We start from the raw sequence: 24,993 nt of genomic DNA on the forward strand, positions 1-24,993 counted from the left end.
CCCCTCCACCACCGAAAGGTGCACGCGGCGGTGAGCGCTGACATCACCCTTTTCGTCAACCCCGCCGCGGGACGCGGCCGGGGCGCGCAGGCCGCGCAGCCGGCCGCTTCGTCGCTCCGGGCCGCCGGCTTCTCCGTACGGACCGTCGTCGGCACCGACGCCGGGGACGCGCTCGACCGGCTGCGGGGTGCGGTACGGGAGGGCACCGGGGCGGTGATCGCCGTCGGCGGCGACGGCGTGGTCTCCCTGGCCCTGCAGGCCGTGGCCGGGACGCTGGTGCCGCTCGGGGTGGTGGCGGTGGGCACCGGCAACGACTTCGCGCGGGCGCTGGGACTGCCCGTACGGGACCCGGCGCGGGCGGGCCGGCTGGCCGCCGAGGCGCTCAAGGAGAGCCGGATCCGGGAGATCGACCTCGGGCGGGTCGGCGGGGCGGGCGGCGGGACGTGGTACGGGACGGTGCTGTGCTCCGGCTTCGACTCCCGGGTCAACGACCGGGGCAACCGGATGCGCCTGCCGGCGGGCCGTTTCAAGTACGACCTGGCGATGCTCGCGGAGCTGGCCGCCTTCAGGCCGTTCCCGTACCGGATCACCCTCGACGACGGCCCGGTGTTCGAAACCGAGGCCACGCTGGTCGCCGTCGGCAACGGCTCCTCGTACGGCGGCGGGATGCGGATCTGCGCGGACGCCGTTCCCGACGACGGGCTGTTCGACGTCGTGGTCGTCGGCGACTGCAGCCGGACCACCCTGCTCTCGGTCTTCCCGCAGGTCTACCGGGGCGCCCACCTGAGCCACCCGAAGGTGAGCGTCCACCGAGTCGCGAAGATCACCCTGGAGGCCCCCGGGATCACCGCCTACGCGGACGGCGAACCGCTGGGCCCGCTGCCGGTGACCGCGCAGTGCGTACCGGCGGCGGTCCGGCTGCTGGCGTAGGCGATCCCGTCCCCGGGTGCCGATAAAGATCGAGACTGTTGTCAGAGGCGACGGGTAGGCTCGATAGCAAGATGACCGAAGAACTTTCACCCGCCGAGCGGTACGCCGCTGCCCGGATTCGCGCCGCCGAAGAGGCCACCGCCCTGTTCCCCTTCCGCGCGATGTACGACTTCGACCTGGACCCGTACCAGGTCGAGGCCTGCAAGGCCCTGGAGGCCGGCAAGGGCGTGCTGGTCGCCGCCCCGACCGGCTCGGGCAAGACCATCGTCGGCGAGTTCGCCGTGCACCTGGCCCTCCAGCAGGGCCGCAAGTGCTTCTACACGACGCCCATCAAGGCCCTGTCGAACCAGAAGTACGCCGACCTGGTCAGGCGCTACGGCGCCGCCAAGGTGGGTCTGCTGACGGGCGACAACAGCGTCAACTCCGAGGCGCCGATCGTGGTCATGACCACCGAGGTGCTCCGCAACATGCTGTACGCGGGCTCGCAGTCGCTGCTCGGCCTCGGCTACGTCGTGATGGACGAGGTGCACTACCTCTCCGACCGGTTCCGCGGCGCCGTCTGGGAGGAAGTGATCATCCACCTCCCCGAGTCGGTGACGCTGGTCTCCCTGTCGGCGACCGTCTCCAATGCCGAGGAGTTCGGCGACTGGCTCGACACCGTCCGCGGCGACACCGAGGTGATCGTCTCCGAGGAGCGGCCCGTCCCGCTGTGGCAGCACGTCATGGCCGGCCGGCGGATCTACGACCTCTTCGAGGAGGAGTCCGACCACGGCGGCCGCGGCTCCGCCCGCCGGGAGGTCAACCCCGACCTGCTGCGGATGGCGCGCGAGGAGAACAGCCGCACGTACGCCCCGAAGGACCGGCGGCGCGGCAAGATGATCCGCGAGGCCGACCGCGAGCGCGAGCGGCGCTCCCGCAGCCGGATCTGGACCCCCGGCCGCCCCGAGGTCATCGCCCGCCTCGACAACGACGGGCTGCTGCCCGCCATCAACTTCATCTTCAGCCGGGCCGGCTGCGAGGCCGCCGTCCAGCAGTGCCTGTATGCGGGCCTGCGGCTCAACGACGACACCGCCCGCCTGAAGGTGCGGGAGATCGTCGAGGAGCGGACGGCCTCCATCCCCACCGAGGACCTGCACGTCCTCGGGTACTACGAGTGGCTCGAAGGCCTGGAGCGGGGCATCGCCGCCCACCACGCCGGCATGCTGCCGACCTTCAAGGAGGTCGTGGAGGAGCTGTTCGTCCGCGGCCTGGTCAAGGCCGTCTTCGCCACCGAGACCCTGGCGCTGGGCATCAACATGCCCGCGCGCACGGTGATCCTGGAGAAGCTCGTCAAGTGGAACGGCGAACAGCACGCCGACATCACCCCCGGTGAGTACACGCAGCTGACCGGCCGGGCCGGACGGCGCGGCATCGACGTCGAGGGCCACGCCGTGGTGCTGTGGCAGCGGGGCATGGACCCGGGCGCCCTCGCAGGGCTCGCCGGTACGCGTACGTATCCGCTGCGCTCCAGCTTCAAACCCTCGTACAACATGGCCGTCAACCTGGTCCAGCAGTTCGGGCGGCACCGCTCCCGCGAACTGCTGGAGACCTCCTTCGCGCAGTTCCAGGCCGACCGCTCCGTGGTCGGGATCTCGCGGCAGGTGCAGCGCAACGAGGAGGGCCTGCACGGCTACCGGGAGGGTATGACCTGCCACCTCGGGAACTTCGAGGAGTACGCGCAGCTGCGCCGTGATCTCAAGGACCGCGAAACGGACCTGGCCAAGCAGGGCGCCGCCCAGCGCCGGGCCCAGGCTGCCAGTTCGCTGGAGAAGCTCAAGCCGGGCGACATCATCCACGTGCCGACGGGCAAGTTCGCCGGACTCGCGCTGGTCCTGGACCCGGGCGTGCCGGCCGGGCGGGTCAACGGGCACCGGGGCCACGAGTACGCGGAGGGCCCGCGTCCGCTGGTGCTCACCGCCGAGCGGCAGGTCAAGCGGCTCGCCTCGATGGATTTCCCGGTCCCGGTCGAGGCCATCGAGCGGATGAGGATCCCCAAGACCTTCAACGCGCGCTCCCCGCAGTCCCGTCGGGACCTGGCGTCCCAACTGCGCGCCAAGGCCGGTCACATCACGGTGGAGCGGCGGAACCGCGGCCGGTCCGCGGCCGCCGACGACCGCGAGATCACCCGGCTGCGGGCCGCGCTGCGGGCGCACCCCTGCCACGGCTGCGACGAGCGCGAGGACCACGCCCGCTGGGCCGAGCGCTACCACCGCCTCAAGCGGGACACGCAGGCGCTGGAGCGGCGCATCGAGGGCCGCACCAACACCATCGCCCGGACCTTCGACCGGATCCATGCGCTGCTGACCGAGCTGGACTACCTGCGCGAGGACGAGGTCACCGTGCACGGCAAGCGGCTCGCCCGGCTGTACGGGGAGCTCGACCTGCTGGCGTCGGAATGCCTGCGCGCCGGGGTCTGGGAGGGCCTGAGCCCGGCTGAACTGGCCGCGTGCGTCTCGGCGCTGGTGTTCGAGGCGCGCCAGGCAGACGATGCGGTGGCGCCGAAGGTGCCGGGCGGCGCGGCCAAGGCCGCGCTGGGCGAGATGGTCCGCATCTGGGGCCGCCTCGACGCGCTGGAGGAGGAGCACCGCATCCACCAGGCGGAGGGCGTCGGCCAGCGCGAGCCGGATCTCGGCTTCGCATGGGCCGCGTACCAGTGGGCCTCCGACAAGAGCCTGGACGAGGTGCTCCGCGAGGCGGACATGCCGGCCGGTGACTTCGTGCGCTGGTGCAAGCAGGTCATCGACGTGCTGGGGCAGATCGCCGCGGCCGCTCCGGCCTCCTCCGCTCCGCCGTCCTCGCAGGGCGGGAGCACGGTGGCGCGAAATGCCCGTAAGGCCGTGGACGCGCTACTTCGGGGTGTAGTGGCCTACAGCTCGGTCGGCTAGGCCCTTTTGGGGCTTCCTCCGAGGGTGGGGTTGGCCAGATCTCATCTCTTGCCATGATCGCTTCGGCGAGTCCCTGTGCGACGATCACACCATGACCGGCGGAACGGGTCCGGGCTCGGAAACGGGCCCGGACGAAAGGCGAAGACGGGTCGGTCGGCCGCGCGCCGATCAGCTGAGACCACAGAGCGGTCGGCCGCCGCGCGAGGAACTCCTCTGCGCGGCGGCCGAACTGTTCACCCTCCAGGGGTACGCGGCCACCACCACGCGGGCGGTGGCCGAACGGGCCGGAATGCGCCAGGCCACCATGTACCACTACTTCGGCGGCAAGGAGGAACTCCTCGCCGAACTCCTGGAGTCCACGGTCGCGCCCTCCCTGGCGCTGGCCCGGCGGCTGCTCGCCGACACCGGCAGACCCGCGGCGCAGCGCCTGTGGGAGCTGTGTCGCGCGGACGTGACGCTGCTGTGCGGGGGACCGTACAACCTCGGCGCCCTCTACCTGCTGCCCGAGGTGCGCGGCACCCGGTTCACCCGGTTCCGCCGGATGCGCGGGGAATTGAAGGACGCCTACCGGACGTTGCTCGACGGCACCACCGCCGGAGCCGAACTGGCCGGTGACCGGGCCGGGCTGGCCCTGCGCAACGACCTGGTGTTCGGCCTCATCGAGGGCGTCATGCTGATCCACGGCTCCGACCCGGCCCGCCCGATGGCCGTCTTCGCGGACGCCACCGCGGACGCGGCGCTGCGCATCGCGGGAGCCCGCCGCTGAGACTCCCGGGGGACCGGAGTCTGTCGTGACGGCCCGGGGCCGAGCACGCGGGCTATGCGGCCCAGGCCGCGTAGTCCTCCCAGGCCCGGAGGGTCAGGGTGCTTTCGAAGCGGTGCGGGGTTCCGGTGACCGGGTCGGTGAACGACAGGGTGCGGGCCAGGAGTTGGAGCGGGCGGCGGTAGTCGTCCGGGGCCGGGTCGGTGACCTGCGGGTACACCGGGTCGCCGAGGATCGGCAGGCCCAGGCTGTTCATGTGCACCCGCAGTTGGTGGGTGCGGCCGGTGTGGGGGGTCAGGCGGTAGCGGCCCAGGCCGCCGCGGGTGCCGGTGAGTTCGATCAGGCTCTCCGCGTTCGGCTCGGCGCCGGGGACCTCGGTCGCCGCGATGACCCCGCGGGTCTTCTCGATGTGGCTGCGGACCGTGCGGGGCAGGTCGACGGCGGGGTCGTGGCGGGCGAGGGCCTCGTACTCCTTGTGCACCCGCCGCTCCTGGAACAGCAGTTGGTACGGGCCGCGGTCCTCGGGGCGGATGCTGAACATCACCAGTCCGGCGGTCAGCCGGTCCAGCCGGTGCACCGGGCTGAGCTGCGGCAGGCCGAGCTCCGCGCGCAGCCGGGCCAGGGCGGTCTGCGTGATGTGGCTGCCGCGCGGGGTGGTCGCCAGGAAGTGCGGTTTGTCCACGACGAGCAGGTGGGCGTCCCGGTGTACGACCCGGAGGGGGAACGGCACCGGCGGCTCCGGGTCCATGTCCCGGTGGAACCACAGGTAGGCGCCCGGCTCGTACGGGTCCTGCGCGCGCAGGACCCGCCCGCCGGCGCCGAGCACCCGTCCGCCGTGCAGCAGGCGGGCGATGGATTCGGCGCCGCGGGTTCCGGCGTAGCGGGCGGCGAGGTAGCTGCCGAGGTCCTGCCACTGTCCGTCCGGGTCGGCCGGCAGCCGCAGCCGGACCGGGTCGATGCCGGCGCGCTGGGGGAGGGGCGAGGGGGGTACCGGGGTTCTGCGTCTCATCGGGGTCCAGGCTATGCCGCTACTGCCGGGTGAAGGTCCCCAGGTGGTTCTCGTCCAGGTACTCGATGCGGACGGTGCCGTCCTTGAAGGTCACCCCGGTGCGCCCGACCGCGTTCTCGCCGGAGGTCTCGTGTCGCGGTGGACGACGGCCACGGACACCCCGGGGACGCCGGTCTCGCGCATGCCGTCGGTCAGGAAGCCGGAAGCCGGGGAGGCGTTTCAGGGCCTTGTCGACCTGCTCCTCGCCGATCAGCGGCTTCGGCGGGGGCGGTGGCTCGGCGCCGCCACCGCTGCGCCTGCGACCACGGCCGCTCCGGTTGCGGACAGCACGCGGAGGGTACGCATGCCGCCGTTCTCGCGCCGATCGCCCGGGCCTGCCGGTCGGCAGGGCCCGGGTCAGCAGGCCAGCAAGTCAGCGGGGCCCGCCGGTCGGCAGGGCCCGGCGGTCAACGGCGCCCGTGCCGCGGGCCCGTCCCGGGCGGGGTGCGACCAGCCGGAGTCAGGCGGCCGATTCCTGCTCGGCCAGCACGACGGCGTTCCAGTCGCGCTTGATCGCCCGCCAGCCCTCGTCCGTCTCGCCCAGGCGCCAGTACCCGGAGATGGACAGGCGTTCCCGGGCGATCCCGCGCTCCAGGCGCAGGTGGCGGCGCAGGTCCTTGACGAAGCCCGCCTCCCCGTGGACGAAGGCGTGGACGTCCCGGGACGGGAACGGCAGGTTCTGGACCGCCTCCACCAGCGCTTCGCCGACCGGACGCGTCCCGCGGTGGATCCACATCGGGACGACCCCGTCCGGGGTGGCGAACTTCTGCTCGTCCTCCGGGCCCTCGACCTCCACGAACGCGTGCACCAGCGCACCCACCGGCATCCGCTCCATCGCGGCGGCGATGGCCGGCAGCGCGCTCTCGTCGCCGACCAGCAGGTGCCACTCGGCCGCCGGGTCCGGCGCGTAAGCGCCGCCCGGGCCGACGAAGCGTACGAGCTCTCCCGGCTGAACGCGGGCCGCCCACGGGCCGGCCAGACCCTCGTCGCCGTGGACCACGAAGTCGAGGGTCAGCTCCTGGTGCACGGGGTCCCACGCACGGACCGTGTACGCCCGCTGCCGCGGCCAGGCCTCGCGCGGGTACTCGGCGCGGATCCGGTCCAGGTCCCACGGGGAGGGGTAGGTGACGCCCTCGGGCGCGAACAGGATCTTGACGTAGTGGTCGGTGAACTCGCCCGCCCCGAACCGGGCCAGTCCGGCACCGCCGAGCACCAGCCGCACCATGTGCGGCGTCAGCCGCTCGGTGCGCACGACGACAGCGGTCTCGACCATGCGGGCGCGTCCTTCAGCCACGGCGTCTCCCCTGACTCCCCTGAAACTTAGGCGTACCTAAGTTAGCACTTCAAAGGCGAAGTGCGCTGCCCAGGCGGGCCACCGCTCCGCCCAGGCCCCACCGGCGCGCAAGGGCGTCGACGACGTCCGGCTCCGCCGGGACGGTCGGGAGGGCCGGGTCGAACTGGGGCAGCGGCACGTCCGAGGCCACGCGGACCACCTTCGGGGCCACCGCCAGATAGGCCCGGGACTCGTCCAGCCGCTTGCGCTGGGCCGGGGTCAGCCCCGACTTCGGGTCGTCGACGGCCGCGATGATCCCGGCCAGGCTGCCGTACGCGTCCAGGAGCTTCGCCGCGGTCTTCTCGCCGATGCCGGGGACCCCGGGCAGGCCGTCGCTCGGGTCGCCGCGCAGCAGTGCAAGGTCCGCATAGCCCGGGCCGTCCACCCCGTACTTCGCCCGCAGCCAGGCCTCGTCGGTGACCTGGAGCGATCCGACGCCCTTGATCGGGTACAGCACGCGCCGCTGCCGGGCGTCGTCCACCAGCTGGTACAGGTCCCGGTCGCCGGTGACGATGTCCACCGGGCCGGTGGCGCGGGCGGTCAGCGTGCCGATCACATCGTCCGCCTCGTACCCGGCGACCCCCACACGGGCGATGCCGAACGCGTCCAGCGCCGCCTCGATGATCGGCACCTGCGGGGCCAGGGTGTCCGGGGTCTCCTCCACGTCCGGGCCGGTCTCGGTCTCCACGGCGACCCGGTGGGCCTTGTACGAGGGGATCAGCTCCACCCGCCAGTGCGGCCGCCAGTCGGCGTCCATGCACGCCACCAGATCGTCGGGGCGGTGGTCCTGGACCAGCCGCCCGATCATGTCGAGCAGTCCGCGCACGGCGTTGACCGGCGTACCGTCGGGCGCCTTCACGGAGTCCGGCACACCGAAGTACGCGCGGAAGTAGAGGGAGGCGGTGTCCAGGAGCATCAGGCGTCGAGTCGTCGTCACGACGACGATGATGCCGCACCCCGCCGACGGCGCCCGGTTACGGCCGGGAGCACGGGAAGTGGCCGCAAGAGTGATCGCAAGTGGCACGCGAGTTTCCGCCGGGGCGTAGCCTGGAGGGCTCTTGCGCGCGAAACCGGAGGCGGTTGCTGCGTAAGGTGCTTACAGCACACCGATGTGCGACGGACCAGGACAAGGGGAGGGCAGCCCCGCCATGGACGACAGGGACGGCTCGTACGACAGGGAAGACAAGGAGCGGGAGAAGGACGCCAAGGAACCGCTCCGGGTGGGCGTCGCCGTCCGCAAACGGCGCCGGGCGCTCCATCTCACCCTCGCCGCCGTTTCGGCGCGCAGCGGCCTGTCGGTGCCCTTCTTGAGCCAGATAGAGAACGAGCGGGCCCGGCCCAGCATGCGGTCCCTCGAACGGGTGGCCGACGCGCTGGAGACCACGGCCGTCGAGCTGCTGGCCGCGTCCGACACCGCCCGCACCGTCGACCTGGTGCGGGCCGGGGACGACTCCGGTCTCACCCCGGTCCCGGGCGTACGCCCCCTCGTCCGCGGCCACCACCAGCTGCACGCGCTTGAATTCAGCGGGGACCAGGACGCGGGCCGCGAGTACCAGCACCGCAACGACGAGCTGATGTACGTGGTCTCGGGCGCCTGCCAGGTGGAGGCGGAGGGGCGGGCCTACCGGCTGGAGAGCGGGGACGCGCTGTTCCTGTCCGGCGGCGTGCGCCACCGCTGGCGGGCGGTCAGCGAGGACACCCGGTTCCTGGTCGTGGCGGTCGGCGAGCACATCCACGCGACCTCCGAGCCGCCCTCCCCGGGTCACTGACCGGGATGCGGGTCGTCTCGCTGGTGCCCTCGCTGACCGAGGCGGTGGCGGTGACCGCGCCCGGCCTGCTGGTCGGGGTCACCGACTGGTGCACCCATCCCGCGGGCCTGGAGGAGCGGGGTGCGGTGCGCATCGGAGGCACCAAGAACCCGGACGTGCGGCGGATCGCGGAGCTGCGCCCGGACCTGGTGATCGCCAACGAGGAGGAGAACCGCGCCCCCGACCTCGCCGCGCTGCGGGCAGCCGGCCTGGAGGTGCTGGTCACGGAGATCCGCTCGCTGCCGCAGGCACTGACCGAGCTGGACCGGGTGCTGGTGGGAGCCCTGGGTCTGGCGAGGCCCGAGTGGCTGGACGAGGCCGAGGCGGCGTGGGCCGGGACGGAGCCCGTGGGCCCGCTGCGCGCGTTCGTACCGGTCTGGCGGCGCCCCTGGATGGTGCTGGGCCGCGACACCTTCGCCGGGGACCTGCTCGCGCGGCTGGGGGTGCGCAACGTGTACGCCGGCCACCCGGAGCGGTATCCGCGGATACCGGTGGCGGAGCTGGCCGCCGTCGACTGCGATCTGGTGGTGCTGCCCGACGAGCCGTACCGCTTCACGCGCGAGGACGGCCCGGAGGCGTTCCCGGGCCGTCCGGCCGCGCTCGTCGACGGCCGTGCGCTGACCTGGTACGGCCCCTCCCTGGCGCAGGCCCCGCAGGCGCTGGCCGCCGCCCTGCGCATGGCCTGCTGAGCTGCGGCTAGCGGGGGAGCAGCCGGCCGGTGCGCAGGCCGCGCAGGGTGTGGCCGGCGGCGAGCAGCCAGGCGGTGAGCAGGGCCAGGAAGAGGCCCGCGGCCAGCCAGGCGAAGGCGGTCAGGCCGGTGTGGCGGGCCAGGCCGGCGGCGCCGGTGACGCAGGTGCCGACGGGGAAGGTCAGGGCCCACCAGGTCATCGCGAAGCCCATGCCGTCCCGGGCGGCCCGGACCAGCAGCGAGGCGGCGAGAGCCAGCCACAGCAGGGCGAACCCCATCACGGGCACCCCGTAGACGACGGCGAAGGCGGCGAGCGCTCCGGCGTAGGGGGCGTCGATCGCGCGGGGGGCCGCGTCGGCGAGCTGGTTGACGGCGGTGGTGGACTGGCCGAGGGGGCCGAGGACCAGGAACAGCGTGGGGGTCAGGGCCGACGGGAGCGGCCCGCCCGTGATCAACCGGCCGAAGACGAGCGGCAGCATCACCAGGACGGCCAGCAGGCTGATGCCGAACATGGCGTAGCAGGCCAGCAGGAGCGCCTCGCGGGGCTGGCCGGCGGGCAGGTGGGGTATCAGCAGCGGGCCCACGGCGGCGGAGACCATCGGGGCCACCAGGGGAAGCAGCCAGACAGGGGTGGCCTGGGAGGCCTCGACCCGGTGCTGCACGACCATCAGGTAGGGCACGGCGACGGCCATGACCAGGCCGACGGCGGTGCCGGCGGTGAAGAGGACCGCGTCCGCGGCGACCGCGGCGCCCTCCCCGACCAGATCCCTCCCGACGAGGAGGGTGCCGGCGCCGACCGCCAGCAGGGCCATCGAGAGGCACCCGTAGAAGGGGGCCACGGCGGGGTCGAGGAGGTGGGCGCGGGCCTGGTCGCGGTGGTGGAGCCAGTGCAGTGCGCGGGCGGTGAGGAGGACGGCGAGGGCCAGGGCGGACAGCGCCCAGACGACCTGGCAGGCCGCCCGCTGGCCGGGGGCCTGGTACGGGAGGGTCGCGCCGGCGTTGGCGACGATCGCCGTGCCCATGATGGAGGCGTACCAGTTGGGGCCGAGGTGGCGGAGTGCCGGGAAGGCCTTGTGGGCCTGGGGGGTCCGGGGGGTGGTTGGACGGGGTCGTACGACGGTGGTGGCCATGGGCCCAGGCTCGTGCCGGACACCGCCGGGCGGCAGAGGCCATCTCCCTATGAGGTCATAAACTGACTTTATGACTGACGGGGAGTGGGTTCCGCTGGCGCACCGGGTACCGGACCTGGGCGCGCTGGAGCTGCTGCTCGCGGTGGCCCGGGCCGGCAGCCTGAGCGGCGCGGCCAAGCGGATGGGCATCACCCAGCCCGCCGCGAGCAGCAGGATCCGCGCCATGGAGGCACGCCTGGGGGTGGCGCTGGTGGACCGCTCGCCGCGCGGGTCGACCCTGACGGCGGAGGGTGCGCTGGTCACCGACTGGGCCCGGCGGGTGGTGGAGGCCGCGGAGGCCTTCGACGCGGGTGCGCAGGCGCTGCGCGGGCGGCGGGACTCGCGGCTGCGGGTGGCCGCCAGTATGACCATCGCGGAGTACCTGCTGCCCGGCTGGCTGATCGCCCTGCGCGGGCAGCGGCCGGGGACCGCCGTGTCGCTGCACGCCGGGAACTCGGCGGTCGTCGCCGAGCGCGTGCTCGCCCACGAGGCGGACCTCGGCTTCGTGGAGGGTCTGACGGTGCCGGAGGGGCTGGACGCGGTGGTGATCGCGCAGGACCGGCTGGTGGTGGCGGTGGCCCCCGGCCACCGGTGGGCGCGGCGCTCCCGGGGGATCGAGGCGGCGGAGCTCGCGGGAACGCCGCTGATCCTGCGGGAGCGGGGGTCGGGGACGCGGCAGGTACTGGACGCGGCCCTGGCGGACTCCGGGGGCCTCGCGGAGCCGCTGCTGGAGCTCGCCTCCACCACCGCCGTCAAGGCCGCGGCGGTGAGCGGGGCGGGGCCCTGCGTCCTGTCGGAGCTGGCGGTGGGCGACGAGCTGGCGGCGCGCCGCCTGGTGGCGGTCCCGGTGGCCGGCGCCGCGCTGGACCGCGCCCTCCGCGCGGTCTGGCCCACGGGCTCCCGCCCGGCGGGACCGGCCCGCGACCTGCTCTCCCTCACCCGCACCCCGGCCTGACCGGCGCCGCCGACTCCCCGCCCGCGGCCCGGCCGGCCCGGCGCCGTGTTCGCCCCCTCGGCGGATCCGTCCGACAATGGAGGCAGTCGCATCCGAGGAGGCGCATCATGCGCAAGATGATCGACTGCCGGGAGTTCCCAAGCGAATCGAACTGCAGCCTCTTCATGGCGGGCGAGGAGGCGGAGCTGCTCCGCGCCGCGGAGGAGCACGCCGTGTCCGTGCACGGGCACACGGCGGGTCCGGAGCTGCGGGAGCAGCTCACGTCGGCCATGAGGGAGGAAACGCCTCAGCACGCCTGAACCGTCGGCGAGCCTGAGTCATCAGCGCACCCGGCCGCGCAGGTCGCCCCCCCGCCGACCGGCTTCGCCCGTCTGCCCCCGCGGCCGCGGGCGCCGGTGGGCAGGGCCGTCAGCGGGGAGCGGCCGAGGCCTCCACCAGGGAGGCCAGGACGCGGGTGTCCTTGTCGCGTTCCGGGTGCCATTGCACGCCCAGCACCCAGCGGGCGGAGTCCGGGAGTTCCACGGCCTCCACCGTGCCGTCCTCGGCATGGGCCGAGGCGATCAGCCCCTCGCCCAGGCGGTCTACGGCCTGGTGGTGGTAGGTCGGGACCTCCGCCTCCTCCGGGACCAGCTGCGCGTACCGCGTGCCCGCGACCGGTCGGACGGGGTGCCAGGACATCACCCCCGGAGCCTCCACGTGTCCGTCGATGTGCTGGACCAGCGTGCCCCCCAGGGCCACGTTCAGCGCCTGCATGCCCCGGCAGATGCCCAGCAGGGGCTTGCCCGCCGCCAACGCCGCCGAGATCAGGGCGAGTTCCCAGTCGTCGCGCTGCGTGGCCGCAGGCCCCGTACGCGGGTCCCGGTCGGCGCCGTAGCGGGCCGGGTCCAGGTCCGGGCCGCCCGCGACGACCAGCCCGTCCACCCGGCCGAGCACCTCCGCTGCCGCCGCCGGGTCGTCCGGCGGGAGCAGGACCGCCGCCCCGCCGGCCGCCTGTACGAGCTCGTAGTAGCCCGTGGGCACCAGGGAGGCCGGGACGTCCCACACCCGGAAGCGGGTGGATTCCTCCACGTAGGTGGTGATGCCGATGAGCGGCCTGGGCACGGTGGCTACCTCCGAAAGGGGCGGGGAAGGGTCGGGTCGAGCGGTACGGGTCAGTCGCGGGTGAGCTCGGCCTCGGCCTGCGCCAGCGCCGCGAACTCCTCCTCCGGCGCGGAGGCGACGAGGTGGTGGCGACTGTAGAACCCGAAGTAGACGAGGGCGACGGCGTACACACCCAGGGCGATGAATGCCGCGTCCTTGTCCACCAGGAAGGTGGCGACGAGTGCCGACAGGGCGAGGACGAACGCCACCGACGAGGTGGCGATGCCGCCGGGCGTACGGTACGGCCGCTCCAGGCCCGGCTCCCGCCTGCGCAGCACGATGTGGGACAGGGCCATCAGCGCGTACGAGATGGTCGCGCCGAACACCGCGATGTTGAGCATGCGCGGGCCGTTCCCGGTGGCCGCCGCCAGCGCGAAGCCGATCGCGCCGGGGATGAGCAGCCCCAGGTACGGGGCCTTGCGGCGGGAGGTCAGGGACAGGAAGCGCGGCAGGTAGCCGGCCCGGGACAGGGCGAACAGCTGGCGCGACCCGGCGTAGATGAGGGAGAAGAACGAGGCCACGAGCCCGGCCAGGCCCGCGTAGTTGACGAAGGTCTTGAGCCAGGACAGGTCGGGGTCGCCCTCCAGGGCGACGACCAGCGGGTTGCCGGCGTCCTTGATGGCATCGGCGCCGCGCGCTCCGGTCGAGGCCAGGAAGGTGATCAGCGCGAGCAGCACGAGGATGCCCATGGAGATCGACAGGGCGCGCGGCATGGAGCGGACCGGGTCCTTGGCCTCCTCGGCCGCGAGCGGTACGCCCTCGACGCCGAGGAAGAACCACATGCCGAAGGGGAAGGCGGCCCAGATGCCGAGCACCCCCAGCGGCAGCCAGGAGCCCGAGCCGAAGGCGGTGGTGTCGACCGCGATGTCGTCGAGGCGGCCGGCGTCGAAGCCGGTGAACGCGCCGGCCGCGAAGACGATCAGCGCGAGCACGGCCACCGCGGTCACGACGAGCGAGAAGCGCAGCGCCTCGCCCACGCCCCACAGGTGGATGCCGATGAACACCGCGAAGCAGGCCAGGTAGACGGGCCAGCCGGAGGTGAGGCCGAAGAGGTCCAGGGATTCGACGTAGTCGCCGATGAAGATGGCGATCGCGGCGGGCGCGAGGATGTACTCGATGAGGATCGCGGTGCCGGTGAGGAAGCCGCCCCAGGTGCCCAGGGCGCGGCGGGCGAAACCGTAGCCGCCGCCCGCCGTCGGCAGGATCGCGGACAGCTCCGCGAGAGAGAAGACGAGGCAGGCGTACATCGCGCCCATCAGGACGGTGGCGAGGGCGAGCCCGCCGAAGCCGCCCTGGGCGAGGCCGACGTTCCAGCCGGAGAAGTCGCCGGAGACGACGTACGCGACGCCCAGACCGGTGAGCAGCAGCCAGCCGGCGCTGCCGCGGCGCAGCGTACGGCGCTCCAGGTAGCCGTCGCCCCCGCTGCCGGAGGGGGTGGGGGATTCGGGCGCGACTGCGAGCCGTGCCTCGGTGTCGTCGGCCATGTGCACTCCTGCCTCAGCAATGGTTGTGGGGCGTACCTTTGCGGGCGGAGAGTGGAGAGCGCAAGACCCTTGCGTTAAACAGCGGTTACGAAAGCCTCCCTCAGGCCAGGAATCCCCGCAGCAGCGCCGCCGTGCCGCAGCAGTGCTCGCGCATCACCTCACGCGCCGCGTCCGCGTCCCGCTCCAGCACCGCCTCGACGAGCGCGCTGTGCTGCTGCTGCGAGTGCTCCAGGTTGCGCACCAGCAGGGGGATGCAGTCCAGCAGGTCGTTCACGGTGGCCCGGACGGCGGCGTACTGGGCCGTCAGGGTGGCGGAGCCGGCGAGTTCGCACAGGGTGAGGTGGAAGAGGGTGTCCCGGCGGCGGTAGTCGGTGAGCGGCGCGTCGTGCGTGGCCGCCAGCGCGCCGAGCAGCCGTTCGCCGTCCTCCTCGGACAGCCCCTGCGCCGCGCACAGGCCGGCCGCCCCCACCTCCAGGACCTCGCGGAAGCGCAGGACGTCCTCGATGTCCACGCCCACCACGCGCCGACGGAGCTCGTCCTCGGTGCCGCCGGCCGGGGGATCGGGGCGCGGCAGCACGAACGTCCCGCCGTACCGCCCGCGCCGCGCCTCCACCAGGCCCTGGTCCTGGAGTACCTTCAGCACCTCGCGCAGGGTGACCCGGCTGATCCCCATCCGCTCCGCCAACTCGCGCTCGGGCGGGAGTCGTTCGCCGCCGGGCACCAGGCCCAGCCGGACCACCTGGAGGATCTGCTCCAGCGCCTCCTCGAAACCGTTGCCCGCCCGCACCTGTCGCAACACCGGATTCAGCCGCGCGATCGCGCCGCCTTCACTCGCCGTGCCGGTCATCTCGGCCCCTCCTCTTCCCAAGCAATGGTTCTGTTCAATACCTTAGGCCCCCTCGGCTCACCGAAGGAGAGATTCCAGTGGTAGACCGCAAGCCGCCGCTCGTGCCCGAGGAGCTTCGCGCCCTCGTCGCCAGCGGTGAGATCGACACCGTCGTCCTGGCCTTCCCCGACATGCAGGGGCGGCTCCAGGGCAAGCGGTTCGCCGCACGCTTCTTCCTCGACGAGGTCCTCGAACACGGCACCGAGGGCTGCAACTACCTCCTCGCCGTCGACACCGACATGAACACCGTCGACGGATACGAGATGTCCTCCTGGGACCGCGGCTACGGCGACTTCGCCATGCACCCCGACCTCGCCACCCTGCGCCGCCTCCCCTGGAACCCCGGCAGCGCCTTCCTCCTCGCCGACCTCGCCTGGAACGACGGCTCCCCGGTCGTGGCCGCGCCCCGGCAGATCCTGCGCCGCCAGCTGGAGCGCCTCGCCGAGCATGGGTACACGGCCATGGTCGGCACCGAGCTGGAGTTCATGGTCTTCCAGGACACCTACGAGCAGGCCTGGAACGCGAACTACCGCGGCCTGACCCCCGCCAACCAGTACAACATCGACTACTCCGTCCTCGGGACCGGCCGCATCGAGCCCCTGCTGCGCCGCATCCGCAACGAGATGCAGGCCGCAGGCCTGACCGTCGAGTCGGCGAAGGGGGAGTGCAACCTCGGCCAGCACGAGATCGCCTTCCGCTACGACGAGGCCCTGACCACCTGCGACCAGCACGCCGTCTATAAGACCGGGGCGAAGGAGATCGCCTCCCAGGAAGGCGTCTCGCTCACCTTCATGGCGAAGTTCGACGAGCGCGAGGGCAACTCCTGTCACATCCACCTCTCGCTCAGCGACGCCGACGGACGCAACGTGATGGCCGGAGACGGACACGGCCCGGAACACGGAATGTCACCGGTGATGCGACACTTCCTGGCCGGCCAGCTGGCCGCGCTGCGCGACTTCTCCCTTCTCTACGCCCCGAACATCAACTCGTACAAGCGTTTCCGGCCGGGATCCTTCGCACCGACCGCCGTCGCCTGGGGCCTGGACAACCGCACCTGCGCGCTCCGGGTCGTCGGCCACGGCCGCTCCATGCGCTTCGAGAACCGCCTCCCCGGAGGTGACGTCAACCCCTACCTCGCCGTCGCCGGGCTGGTCGCGGCCGGGATCTACGGCATCGAGAACCGCCTCGAACTGCCCGAGGCCTGCGCGGGCAACGCCTACACGGCCGACTTCGCCCACGTCCCCACCACCCTGCGCGAAGCCGCCGAGCTCTGGGAGAACAGCGAGATCGCCAAATCCGCGTTCGGCCCCGAAGTGGTCGCCCACTACCGCAACATGGCCCGCGTCGAACTGGACGCGTACGACTCCGCGGTCACCGACTGGGAGCTGCGCCGCTCCTTCGAACGCCTCTGAGCACCGTCCGCCCCGGCCCCAGGCCCCCGGCCCTCCCGGCCCACCTCGCAACCGAACGTCTGAGAGGCACCACGTGTCCGATGCGCTGGCCCCATTCAATTTGACGGTGCTGAATCCGGCCACCGAGGAAATCGTCGCCATCGTCCCGGCCGCCACACGGGACGATGTCGATGCCGCCGTCGCCCGAGCCGCCGCTGCCCAGCGCGGCTGGGCAGCGGCGGCCCCCGCCGACCGGGCCCGGCTGCTGCGCCGGTTCGCCGCCGTGGTCGACGAGCACATCGAGGAACTGGCCCAGCTGGAGGTCCGCGAAGCCGGCCACACCATCGGCAACGCCCGCTGGGAAGCCGGCAACGTCCGCGACCTGCTCGACTTCGCCGCCGGGGGAGTGGAACGGCTCTCCGGTCGCCAGATCCCTGTCGCCGGAGGCATCGACGTCACCTTCCTCGAACCCCTCGGCGTCATCGGTGTCATCGCCCCGTGGAACTTCCCCCTGCCGATCGCCGCCTGGGGACTGGCCCCGGCGCTCGCCGCGGGCAACGCCGTCCTCCTCAAGCCCGCCGAGACCACCCCCCTCACCGCGCTGCGCCTCGCCGAACTCGCCCTCGAAGCCGGGATCCCCGAGCACCTCTTCCAGGTGCTCCCCGGCCGCGGAGCGGTCGCGGGCGACGCGCTCGTCGAACACCCCGGCGTGGCGAAGATCGTCTTCACCGGCTCCACCCGGGTCGGCAAGCAGATCATGGCCAAGTGCGCCGAACGGGTGAAGCGGGTCACCCTCGAACTCGGCGGCAAGAGCCCCAACATCGTCTTCGCCGACGCCGACCTCCAAGCAGCCGCGGCCGCGGCCCCCATGGCCTTCCTCGACAACACCGGCCAGGACTGCTGCGCCCGCACCCGGATCCTCGTCCAGCGGACCGCGTACGACCGTTTCCTGGAACTGCTCGCCCCGGAGATCGAAAACGTCCGCGTCGGTGACCCGGCCGACGAGAAGACCCAGATGGGGCCGCTGATCTCCCGCGCGCAACTGGACCGCGTACGGTCGTACGTCACCGACGACCTCACCGCGATCCGCGGCACCGCCCCCGAGGGCCCCGGCTTCTGGTACCCCCCGACCCTCGTCACCGGCGTGGACCCCACCGCGCCCGTGGCGGCCGAGGAGGTCTTCGGCCCGGTCGCCGTCGTCCTGCCCTTCGAGGACGAGGAGGACGCCGTACGCCTGGCCAACGCGACCGAGTACGGCCTCTCCGGCTCCCTCTGGACCCGCGACATCGGTCGCGCCCTGCGCGTCTCGCGCGCCGTCGCCGCGGGCAACCTGTCCGTCAACTCCCACAGCAGCGTGCGCTACTGGACCCCCTTCGGCGGCTACAAGCAGTCCGGCCTCGGCCGCGAGCTCGGCCCCGACGCCCTCACCGCATTCACCGAGACCAAGAACGTCTTCATCAGCACGGAGGCCTGAAGAACATGACCAGCCAGAGCACCGAAGAGATCGTCTGCCGCCGCCTGGTCGGCCGCACCGCCGTCATCACCGGAGCCGGCAGCGGAATCGGCCTCGCCGCCGCCCGGCGCCTGGCCTCCGAGGGCGCCAACGTCGTCTGCGGCGACATCGACGAGACCGCGGGCAAGGCCGCCGCCGAGGATGTCGGCGGCACCTTCGTGAAGGTCGACGTCACCAGCCCCGAGGAGGTCGAGGCCCTCTTCAAGACCGCCTTCGACACCTACGGCTCCGTCGACGTCGCCTTCAACAACGCGGGCATCTCGCCCCCCGACGACGACTCCATCCTCACCACCGGCCTGGAGGCCTGGAAGCGCGTCCAGGACGTCAACCTCACCTCCGTCTACCTGTGCTGCAAGGCCGCCCTGCCCTACATGCAGCGCCAGGGCCGCGGCTCCATCATCAACACCGCCTCCTTCGTGGCGATCATGGGCGCCGCCACCTCCCAGATCTCCTACACCGCATCCAAGGGCGGCGTGCTCGCCATGTCCCGTGAGCTCGGCGTGCAGTTCGCCCGCGAGGGCATCCGGGTCAACGCCCTGTGCCCGGGGCCGGTCAACACCCCGCTGCTGCAGGAGCTCTTCGCCAAGGACCCGGAGCGGGCCGCCCGCCGCCTCGTCCACATCCCGCTGGGCCGGTTCGCCGAGCCCACCGAGATCGCGGCCGCCGTCGCCTTCCTCGCCAGCGACGACTCCTCCTTCATCAACGCCACCGACTTCCTGGTCGACGGCGGCATCTCCGGCGCGTACGTGACGCCCCTCTAAACCGGTTCCGGCGGCGGGCCCGCGAGCCGACCCCGCCGAGCGTTCACCCGTACTCCATCCCCACGCAGCCGGGCGTCGCACGACGCCCGGCTGTCGTGCTCCACCGTCCGTGATGATCTTCACCGGAACCAGGAGAGACCACCTCAGTGACCCGATCCACCACCGCCCGGCGGCTCCCGGCCGCCGCCGGGGCCGCCGCCCTGGCCGCCGCGGCGCTCGTCGCCACCGCGCCCGCCGCCCAGGCGGCCCGTCCGGGCGCCCCCTGCACCACCCCGGAGCTCGCGACCGGCTGGTACGGGGACAACCAGGCAAGGCTCCAGCAGCTGATCGACCAGTACGGCGCCTGCAGCCCGTACCGTCCCGCCCGCACCCGGCCCGTCGCCGTCTTCGACTGGGACAACACCGTCGTCAAGAACGACGTCGGCGACGCCACCCTGTACTGGCTGCTGCGCAACGGGAAGATCCGCCAACCCGCCGCCGGAGACTGGTCCACCACCAGCCGCCACCTCACCCCGGACGCCGCCCGCGCCCTCGCCGACGCCTGCGGCGCCCTCGCCGCCCCCGGCGCCCCGCTGCCCACCGGCACCCCCGAGGGCGCCGGCTGCGCCGACGAACTCGCCGCGGTGTACGGCACCTCCGCGACCCGCGCGGGCGCCGCCGCCTTCGCCGGATGGGACCACCGCACGACCGAACCCGCGTACGCCTGGCTGCCCCAGCTGATGCAGGGCTGGACCGCACGCGAGGTCCGCGCCTTCGCGGCCGCCGCCCGCGCGGAGAACCTCGCCGCGCCCGTCGGCACCAGGCAGCAGGTCGGCAGTGGCACCGCCACCGGCTGGGTCCGCTACTACGACCAGCAGCAGGACCTGATCAGGAGCCTCCAGCAGGCCGGCTTCGACGTCTGGATCAGTTCGGCCTCGCCCCAGCCGGTCGTCGAGGTCTGGGCCAAGGGCGTCGGAATCGGCCCCGACCACGTCATCGGCATCCGCAACACCACCACCCGCGGCGGGAGGTTCACCTCCCACCTCCAGGGCTGCGGATCCGTCGAGGACGGCGCCGACACGATGATCACGTACATCGACGGCAAGCGCTGCTGGATCAACCAGGAGGTCTTCGGCGTCCGGGGCGCCGCCGCCGAAAAGGTCCAGCCCCCCGCCCGCCGCCAGGTGTTCGCCGCGGGCGACTCCGACACCGACATCTCATTCCTGCGGGACGCGACCGCCCTGCGGCTCGTCGTCAACCGCAACAAGAACGAACTCATGTGCCGCGCCTACGACAACAGCGACGGCAAGTGGATCGTGAACCCCATGTTCATCGAGCCGAAGAAGCGGAAAACCACGCCCTACCCGTGCGCGAGCACGGGCTACACCGACCACGACGGCACACCCGGCCCCGTCCGCCGGGGCGACACCAGCGTCATCCCCGACCAGACGGACACCGTCTTCTAGAGGAAGGTCCGCCCCTCGCCCCGGTACGTCGGCACGGAAGCGGCCACCCGGTCACCCTCCACGAGGTGCAGCACGTCGAACCGCTCGCACAGCTCACCGGCCTTGGCGTGCCGGAACCAGACCCGGTCGCCGATCAGCAGGTCGTCGGCCGGGCAGCCGAGCAGCGGCGTCTGCACCTCGCCCGCGCCCTCCTGCGGGTCGTAGCGCAGACCCGGCGGCAGATACGGCTCCGGCAGCCGGTCCGGGCCAGCCGCACCGGAGGCCGGGTAGCCCCCGCCGAGCACCGTGACCACCCCCACCCCGGGCCGCCGGACCACCGGCTGCGCGAAGAGCGCCGCCGGACGGCCCCGGAACGAGGTGTAGTTGTCGAACAGCCGCGGTACGTACAGCCCCGACCCGGCGGCGATCTCGGTGACCGCCTCCTCGGCGGCGGTCTGCTGGACGCTGCCGGTGCCGCCGCCGTTGACGAACTCCAGGTCCGGCACCACCGCCCGCACGGCCCGTACGGTCTCGGCGCGACGGGCCGCGAGCTCCTTGCGGGCCGCGCCCTGCATGAGCCGGATGGCCCGGGACCGCAGCGGCCGTCCGGCCAGCGCGTCCCCGACCCCGGCGACATGGCCCTCGTACCCCATGAGCCCCACCACCCGGAATCCCGGCCGGGCCGCGACCGCACGGGCGAGTTCCGCGAGCTGGGCCGGCTCCCGCAACGGCGAACGCCGGGCGCCCACGCGGATCCTGCCGCCGAGCAGGTGCAGCGCGGTGTCCAACTCCAGGCAGACCCGGATCTCCTGGGACCCGCCGTCCCGGGCCCGGTCGATCAGCTCCAGCTGCGCGAGGTCGTCCACCATGACCGTGACGGCGGCGGCCAGCTTCGGATCACCCGCGAGTTCGGCGAAGCCGGCGCGGTCGGCGGAGGGATAGGCCAGCAGGACGTCCTCGAACCCGGACCTGGCCAGCCAGACCGACTCCGCGAGGGTGTACGACATGGTCCCGGCGAACCCGGGCCGGGCCAGGACCCGTTCGAGGAGCGCCCGGCAGCGCACCGACTTGCTGGCGACCCGCACCGGCTTGCCCGCGGCGCGGCGGACGAGGTCGTCGGCGTTGGCGTCGAACGCGTCGAGGTCCACGATGGCCAGGGGGGCGTCGAGATGCGCGGTGGCCCGGTCGTACCGGGCCCGGTCCCCGTGAAGATTCATGCGGCGCAGCTTGCCACGCCGCATTACCCCTGGGTAGCCCCCGGCCCCCCGCGCCTCAAACGCCGGCGGGGCTGGTTTGGCGGCCGGTGCCGCATGGTTGGGGGCGGGGTCCGTGGGTCGTGTGCGGCGCTGTTGCGGGGGCCGGCCCCCGAGCCCCCGCGCCTCAAACGCCGGCGGGGCTGGATTGGCCGGGCCGGTGCCTCAAGGCCGGGGCGTGCGGCGGGGCTCCGGCTGGGTCGTGGCATCGGCGGGTGGGGTGGGGACACTGCGGTGGTGAGTCGAGGATGAGCGGTCACCGCCGAGTCAGCCCGCGATCCCGCCAGGATCCGCGAGCCGAGACGAACTTCCGGAGTGGCACCGCCCCACCACAGACCGGTCCCGTCCAGGGGCACCCCGCCGGCGCGGAGCCCGCCCGGGCAGGCCGGTTCGCCCGAGCACCACCGTCCCGCCAGGGCCAGTCCGCGGCTCACCGATGCCGAGCCGCCCGGGGGATCGACGGCGGCCGGGGCGCGCGGCCGGGCCGGGCAGGTCGGGCGCGCGGCCGGTTCGGGTGGCCGGAAGGCGCGTAGAGTGGCCGGAGGCAGCCGTACGGAACGGGGGGCGGAGCCGCCGGATGACCACGTCGACACCGCATGCGGTCCTGGCCGGGTCCGGCCCGGAGCCCGACCCCGAGCACCACCCCCCTCGGCACCGCCGCCCCACCCCCGCCCCCCTCTGCGCCCTCCTCGGCCTCGTCCTCCTCTGCGGGGCCGCCCTCACCGCCTGGGCCGACCACCGCGCCGCCCACCGCCCCCCGACGGCCGAGGCCGTCTACCGCCGCGCCGGCTCCCTCTGGCGGGCCACCCCCGTCGACACCCTCTTCCCGCCCGTCCTCGCCGGCCCCGACGCCGGCCCCGGCGGGGCCGACCGGAGCTGGACTCGCGTCGCCCTGGCCCCCGACGCCGAGTGCGGCCCGGCGCTGGCCCCGGCCTGGCAGGCGGCCCTGGTCCCCACCGGCTGCACCCGCGTCCTGCGCGCCACCTACACCGACGCCACTCGCAGCTCCCTCGTCACCGTCGGGATGGTGTTCACCCCCGCCGACGCCCCCGCCATGGCCGCCCTCGGCGGCCACTTCACCGCGCCCCCCGGCTACGGCTTCGCGGACGGCCGGCGCGCCGCCTGGACCGCCTCCGTGCTCCCCGAGGGCCCGATCGTCCTCTACACCGTCTCCGCCTTCACCGACGGCCGCCCCGTGGACGCCCCGCGCCCCGCCGAGGAGGCCATGCGCAAGGACGCCACCGGAGCCGTCGCCCAGGCGGGCCTCGGCCACGAGGCCAAGGCCGTCGCCACGGCCATGGAGCGCACCCTCCACACCCTCACGGCCCCCGCCACCCCGGAGCCCGCCCGGTGACCACGGCCCGCACCCGCACCCGTACCCGTACCCGTATCCGTACCCGCGCCCGCACCGGCGCCCTCACCTCCCTCTCCACCGTCACCGCCCTCGCCGCCCTCTTCGTCGGCACCGCCGCGCCGCCCGCCTGCGCCGACGCCATACGAGACCGCCAATGGGGCCTGACGGCCCTGCGGGCGGAGGAGGCCTGGGGCACCACCCAGGGCGACGGGGTGACCGTCGCCGTCCTCGACACCGGTGTCGACTCCACCCACCCCGACCTCGCGGGACAGGTCCTCGAAGGCGCCGATCTGATCGGCATGGGCGCCGGCCGCGGCGACCGCTCCTGGGCCCGGCACGGCACCGCCATGGCCGGGATCATCGCCGGGCACGGCCACGGCCCGAGCCGCGGCCAAGGCGTCCTCGGCATCGCACCCCAGGCCAAGATCCTCCCGGTCCGGGTGATCCTGGAGGAGGGCGACCCGGGCCGGGCCAAGGCCCGCGAGACCAAGGGCGGCGCCCTCGCCGAAGGCATCCGCTGGGCCGCCGACCACGGCGCGAACGTGATCAACCTCTCCCTCGGCGACGACAGCGACTCCGCCCACCACGAGGCCGCCGAGGACGAGGCGGTCCAGTACGCCCTCGCCAAGGGCGTGGCGGTCGTCGCCTCGGCCGGCAACGGCGGCCGCCAGGGCGACCACGCCTCCTACCCGGCCGCGTACCCCGGCGTCATCGCCGTCACCGCCGTGGACCGCGCCGGCCGGAAGGCGCCCTTCTCGACCCGCAGCTGGTACGCCACCGTCAGCGCCCCCGGCGTCGACGTGGTCATCGCCGACCCCGACCGCTCCTACTACGAGGGCTGGGGCACCAGCGCCGCCGCGGCCTTCGTCTCCGGCGCCGTGGCCCTCGTCAAGGCCGCCCACCCGGACCTGTCCCCGGCCCAGATCAAGAAGCTGCTGGAGGACACCGCCTCGGGCGCCCCGCCCGGCGGCCGGGACGACTCCCGCGGCCACGGCCTGGTGGACCCCGTCGCCGCCCTCCAGACGGCCGAGGAACTGCGCCCCGAGCCGCCCGTCCCCACCCCGGTCGGGGCGGGGTCGCCCTACTTCGGTCCCGGCCCCCAGCCGGCGGCCGCGCCCGGACCCGGCCACCGCCTCGCCATCACCGCGGCCGCTGTGGCGGGCGCGGCCCTGCTGGTGCCGGCCGCCGTACTGGCACGGCGCCCGCGGGGCTTCCGCCGGGGGCGGGATACAGTCGGGTAACTGTGGCGAACAAAAGCATTCCCGACCCCGGCTTCTCCGACGACGACGGCTCCGCCGATCCCCGGCTGAGCGCGGCCCTGGCCGCCTGGTCGCAGGACAGAGCGAAGGAGCCGGAGGTACTGGCCGCGCTCAAGGACGCCCGCCTGCTGGTCCCGGTCGTCGCCGTCCTCGGCGAGGTCGAGACGGACCCGGTGACCGGGCTGAAGCAGGAGAAGACCAGCGACATGGCCGTCCCGACCCTGCGGGCGGGGGACCGGCGGGCGCTGCCGGCCTTCACCTCGACCGCCTCGCTGGCCCTCTGGGACCCGGCCGCCCGGCCCGTGGCCGTCCCCCTGCACCAGGCGCTGGCCGCCGCCGCCCACGAGAAGGCCGACACCCTCGTCCTGGACCTGGCAGGCCCGGTCACCTACCAGCTCACCGGCTCCGCCCTGCTCGCGCTGGCCGAGGGCCGGACCGACGCCGACCCGCTCGCCGACCCCGCCGTACGAGAGGCCGTACGGGCCGCCGTGTCCGCGGAGCCCGCCGTGCTCCGCGCCCACCTGGGCCCCGGCGGGGCGGACGCCGACGGCACCCTGGCGATCGTGTTGGCCGCGGACGCGCAGGCCCCCGAGGCGGCCCGCCGGGTCGCGCAGGCACTGGCCGGCGACGAGACGCTGCGCGCCCGGCTGGTGCGCGGGCTGGACCTGGCGCTGCTCCCGGCGGCGGCCCCGGTCCCGCCCGGCGAGCCGCTCTTCTCCCGCTGAGGCGCGGACACGCACCGGGGCCGGACAGACGAGGGGCCGGTCACACGCAGAGGGGCCGGGGCAAAAGCCCCGGCCCCTCTGCTCCGGGCCCGGTTCTCGGGCCCGCGCCCCCCGCCGGCGGGGCGGGCTCCGCCGAAGTGGGGCCCCCGGAACAGCGCGACCCGCCCCGGCCCGGGCGCGTCCGG

At 73.7% G+C, this 24,993-nt stretch carries 22 protein-coding genes; 14 read left to right on the forward strand and 8 right to left on the reverse strand.

Annotated features, from left to right (window positions below; translation table 11 throughout):
* Nucleotides 1–30 precede the first annotated feature (30 nt).
* The 3 genes from AB0B01_RS25480 (at nt 31) to AB0B01_RS25490 (ending at nt 4,620) form a co-directional block, all read left to right on the forward strand.
* Complete coding sequence (locus tag AB0B01_RS25480; protein WP_361723433.1) at nt 31–930, forward strand: diacylglycerol kinase; 900 nt, start codon at nt 31–33, stop codon at nt 928–930.
* Nucleotides 931–1,001: 71 nt separating this feature from the next.
* Nucleotides 1,002–3,854, forward strand: a complete 2,853-nt coding sequence (locus AB0B01_RS25485; protein WP_361723436.1) for a DEAD/DEAH box helicase — start codon at nt 1,002–1,004, stop codon at nt 3,852–3,854.
* A gap of 91 nt (nt 3,855–3,945) precedes the next feature.
* Nucleotides 3,946–4,620 carry a helix-turn-helix domain-containing protein gene (locus AB0B01_RS25490; RefSeq protein WP_361723439.1) on the forward strand — a complete coding sequence of 225 codons (675 nt, stop codon included), beginning with the start codon at nt 3,946–3,948 and terminating at the stop codon, nt 4,618–4,620.
* Between the two features lie 52 nt (nt 4,621–4,672).
* Here the strand turns inward: AB0B01_RS25490 and AB0B01_RS25495 are convergent, their stop codons facing one another.
* From AB0B01_RS25495 to AB0B01_RS25505, 3 genes are all read right to left on the reverse strand, one after another.
* Nucleotides 4,673–5,626 (reverse strand): RluA family pseudouridine synthase, encoded by a 954-nt coding sequence (locus tag AB0B01_RS25495; RefSeq protein WP_361723442.1) that lies wholly within the window; start codon nt 5,624–5,626, stop codon nt 4,673–4,675.
* Nucleotides 5,627–6,125: 499 nt separating this feature from the next.
* Entirely contained in the window at nt 6,126–6,938 is an 813-nt protein-coding gene (locus tag AB0B01_RS25500; RefSeq protein WP_361723445.1) for a siderophore-interacting protein, read from the reverse strand.
* Between the two features lie 70 nt (nt 6,939–7,008).
* Nucleotides 7,009–7,914 (reverse strand): 5'-3' exonuclease, encoded by a 906-nt coding sequence (locus tag AB0B01_RS25505; protein ID WP_361723489.1) that lies wholly within the window; start codon nt 7,912–7,914, stop codon nt 7,009–7,011.
* A gap of 232 nt (nt 7,915–8,146) precedes the next feature.
* Between AB0B01_RS25505 and AB0B01_RS25510 the strand changes: the two genes are divergently transcribed.
* Both AB0B01_RS25510 and AB0B01_RS25515 read left to right on the forward strand, forming a co-directional pair.
* Complete coding sequence (locus AB0B01_RS25510; protein WP_361723448.1) at nt 8,147–8,767, forward strand: XRE family transcriptional regulator; 621 nt, start codon at nt 8,147–8,149, stop codon at nt 8,765–8,767.
* A 5-nt stretch (nt 8,768–8,772) separates the two neighbouring features.
* Nucleotides 8,773–9,495 carry a helical backbone metal receptor gene (locus tag AB0B01_RS25515; protein ID WP_361723451.1) on the forward strand — a complete coding sequence of 241 codons (723 nt, stop codon included), beginning with the start codon at nt 8,773–8,775 and terminating at the stop codon, nt 9,493–9,495.
* 7 nt (nt 9,496–9,502) lie between these two features.
* On the opposite strand, the gene AB0B01_RS25520 is transcribed toward AB0B01_RS25515, so the two are convergent.
* Entirely contained in the window at nt 9,503–10,624 is a 1,122-nt protein-coding gene (locus AB0B01_RS25520) for a TDT family transporter (RefSeq protein WP_361723454.1), read from the reverse strand.
* A gap of 70 nt (nt 10,625–10,694) precedes the next feature.
* Between AB0B01_RS25520 and AB0B01_RS25525 the strand changes: the two genes are divergently transcribed.
* The gene (locus AB0B01_RS25525) at nt 10,695–11,618 is read left to right on the forward strand and encodes a LysR family transcriptional regulator (RefSeq protein WP_361723457.1); all 924 of its coding nucleotides are present in this window, start codon (nt 10,695–10,697) and stop codon (nt 11,616–11,618) included.
* A gap of 107 nt (nt 11,619–11,725) precedes the next feature.
* Complete coding sequence (locus AB0B01_RS25530) at nt 11,726–11,917, forward strand: DUF1059 domain-containing protein (RefSeq protein ID WP_361723460.1); 192 nt, start codon at nt 11,726–11,728, stop codon at nt 11,915–11,917.
* 109 nt (nt 11,918–12,026) lie between these two features.
* Here AB0B01_RS25530 and AB0B01_RS25535 read toward each other — a convergent pair whose 3' ends face one another.
* From AB0B01_RS25535 to AB0B01_RS25545, 3 genes are all read right to left on the reverse strand, one after another.
* Nucleotides 12,027–12,719, reverse strand: coding sequence for a gamma-glutamyl-gamma-aminobutyrate hydrolase family protein (locus AB0B01_RS25535; RefSeq protein ID WP_361723463.1), 693 nt, complete (start codon nt 12,717–12,719; stop codon nt 12,027–12,029).
* Nucleotides 12,720–12,769: 50 nt separating this feature from the next.
* Nucleotides 12,770–14,242, reverse strand: a complete 1,473-nt coding sequence (gene eat, locus AB0B01_RS25540) for an ethanolamine permease (protein ID WP_361723466.1) — start codon at nt 14,240–14,242, stop codon at nt 12,770–12,772.
* A gap of 100 nt (nt 14,243–14,342) precedes the next feature.
* Entirely contained in the window at nt 14,343–15,089 is a 747-nt protein-coding gene (locus AB0B01_RS25545; RefSeq protein WP_361723469.1) for an FCD domain-containing protein, read from the reverse strand.
* 77 nt (nt 15,090–15,166) lie between these two features.
* On the opposite strand from AB0B01_RS25545, the gene AB0B01_RS25550 reads away from it, so the two are divergent.
* The 4 genes from AB0B01_RS25550 to AB0B01_RS25565 all read left to right on the forward strand — a co-directional run bounded on the left by AB0B01_RS25550 (nt 15,167) and on the right by AB0B01_RS25565 (nt 20,238).
* Nucleotides 15,167–16,540, forward strand: coding sequence for a glutamine synthetase family protein (locus AB0B01_RS25550; protein WP_361723472.1), 1,374 nt, complete (start codon nt 15,167–15,169; stop codon nt 16,538–16,540).
* Nucleotides 16,541–16,640: 100 nt separating this feature from the next.
* Entirely contained in the window at nt 16,641–17,993 is a 1,353-nt protein-coding gene (locus tag AB0B01_RS25555) for an aldehyde dehydrogenase family protein (protein WP_361723492.1), read from the forward strand.
* 5 nt (nt 17,994–17,998) lie between these two features.
* A complete protein-coding gene (locus tag AB0B01_RS25560; protein WP_361723475.1) occupies nt 17,999–18,793 on the forward strand; it encodes a 3-oxoacyl-ACP reductase in 795 nt (264 codons plus the stop codon).
* Nucleotides 18,794–18,939: 146 nt separating this feature from the next.
* Nucleotides 18,940–20,238: a haloacid dehalogenase-like hydrolase gene (locus AB0B01_RS25565; protein WP_361723478.1), complete on the forward strand. Its 1,299-nt coding sequence runs from the start codon at nt 18,940–18,942 to the stop codon at nt 20,236–20,238.
* On the opposite strand, the gene AB0B01_RS25570 is transcribed toward AB0B01_RS25565, so the two are convergent.
* Complete coding sequence (locus AB0B01_RS25570) at nt 20,235–21,434, reverse strand: amino acid deaminase/aldolase (RefSeq protein ID WP_361723480.1); 1,200 nt, start codon at nt 21,432–21,434, stop codon at nt 20,235–20,237. The two genes, AB0B01_RS25565 and AB0B01_RS25570, sit on opposite strands and share 4 nt — an antisense overlap.
* A gap of 613 nt (nt 21,435–22,047) precedes the next feature.
* Here AB0B01_RS25570 and AB0B01_RS25575 point away from each other — a divergent pair.
* From AB0B01_RS25575 to AB0B01_RS25585, 3 genes are read left to right on the forward strand one after another with little or no spacing between them, the layout of a single operon-like run.
* Nucleotides 22,048–22,824 carry a hypothetical protein gene (locus AB0B01_RS25575; RefSeq protein ID WP_361723483.1) on the forward strand — a complete coding sequence of 259 codons (777 nt, stop codon included), beginning with the start codon at nt 22,048–22,050 and terminating at the stop codon, nt 22,822–22,824.
* Nucleotides 22,825–22,859: 35 nt separating this feature from the next.
* Nucleotides 22,860–24,065, forward strand: coding sequence for a type VII secretion-associated serine protease mycosin (mycP, locus tag AB0B01_RS25580; RefSeq protein ID WP_361723495.1), 1,206 nt, complete (start codon nt 22,860–22,862; stop codon nt 24,063–24,065).
* A gap of 2 nt (nt 24,066–24,067) precedes the next feature.
* On the forward strand, nt 24,068–24,808 hold the full coding sequence (locus AB0B01_RS25585) for an SseB family protein (protein ID WP_361723486.1): 741 nt from the start codon (nt 24,068–24,070) through the stop codon (nt 24,806–24,808).
* Nucleotides 24,809–24,993 lie beyond the last annotated feature (185 nt).

Origin of the sequence: Streptomyces sp. NPDC044571 (assembly GCF_040647115.1) — a bacterium.
GTDB lineage: Bacteria > Actinomycetota > Actinomycetes > Streptomycetales > Streptomycetaceae > Streptomyces.

Bases quoted from the DNA above. Each gene is read 5' to 3' on its own strand.
- eat (WP_361723466.1), bottom strand. From the start codon at position 14,242: ATGGCCGACGACACCGAGGCACGGCTCGCAGTCGCGCCCGAATCCCCC.
- AB0B01_RS25525 (WP_361723457.1), top strand. From the start codon at position 10,695: ATGACTGACGGGGAGTGGGTTCCGCTGGCGCACCGGGTACCGGACCTG.
- AB0B01_RS25520 (WP_361723454.1), bottom strand. From the start codon at position 10,624: ATGGCCACCACCGTCGTACGACCCCGTCCAACCACCCCCCGGACCCCC.
- AB0B01_RS25510 (WP_361723448.1), top strand. From the start codon at position 8,147: ATGGACGACAGGGACGGCTCGTACGACAGGGAAGACAAGGAGCGGGAG.
- AB0B01_RS25530 (WP_361723460.1), top strand. From the start codon at position 11,726: ATGCGCAAGATGATCGACTGCCGGGAGTTCCCAAGCGAATCGAACTGC.
- AB0B01_RS25570 (WP_361723480.1), bottom strand. From the start codon at position 21,434: ATGAATCTTCACGGGGACCGGGCCCGGTACGACCGGGCCACCGCGCAT.
- AB0B01_RS25575 (WP_361723483.1), top strand. From the start codon at position 22,048: ATGACCACGTCGACACCGCATGCGGTCCTGGCCGGGTCCGGCCCGGAG.
- AB0B01_RS25545 (WP_361723469.1), bottom strand. From the start codon at position 15,089: ATGACCGGCACGGCGAGTGAAGGCGGCGCGATCGCGCGGCTGAATCCG.
- AB0B01_RS25505 (WP_361723489.1), bottom strand. From the start codon at position 7,914: ATGCTCCTGGACACCGCCTCCCTCTACTTCCGCGCGTACTTCGGTGTG.
- AB0B01_RS25500 (WP_361723445.1), bottom strand. From the start codon at position 6,938: ATGGTCGAGACCGCTGTCGTCGTGCGCACCGAGCGGCTGACGCCGCAC.
- AB0B01_RS25560 (WP_361723475.1), top strand. From the start codon at position 17,999: ATGACCAGCCAGAGCACCGAAGAGATCGTCTGCCGCCGCCTGGTCGGC.
- AB0B01_RS25485 (WP_361723436.1), top strand. From the start codon at position 1,002: ATGACCGAAGAACTTTCACCCGCCGAGCGGTACGCCGCTGCCCGGATT.
- AB0B01_RS25515 (WP_361723451.1), top strand. From the start codon at position 8,773: ATGCGGGTCGTCTCGCTGGTGCCCTCGCTGACCGAGGCGGTGGCGGTG.
- AB0B01_RS25490 (WP_361723439.1), top strand. From the start codon at position 3,946: ATGACCGGCGGAACGGGTCCGGGCTCGGAAACGGGCCCGGACGAAAGG.
- AB0B01_RS25495 (WP_361723442.1), bottom strand. From the start codon at position 5,626: ATGAGACGCAGAACCCCGGTACCCCCCTCGCCCCTCCCCCAGCGCGCC.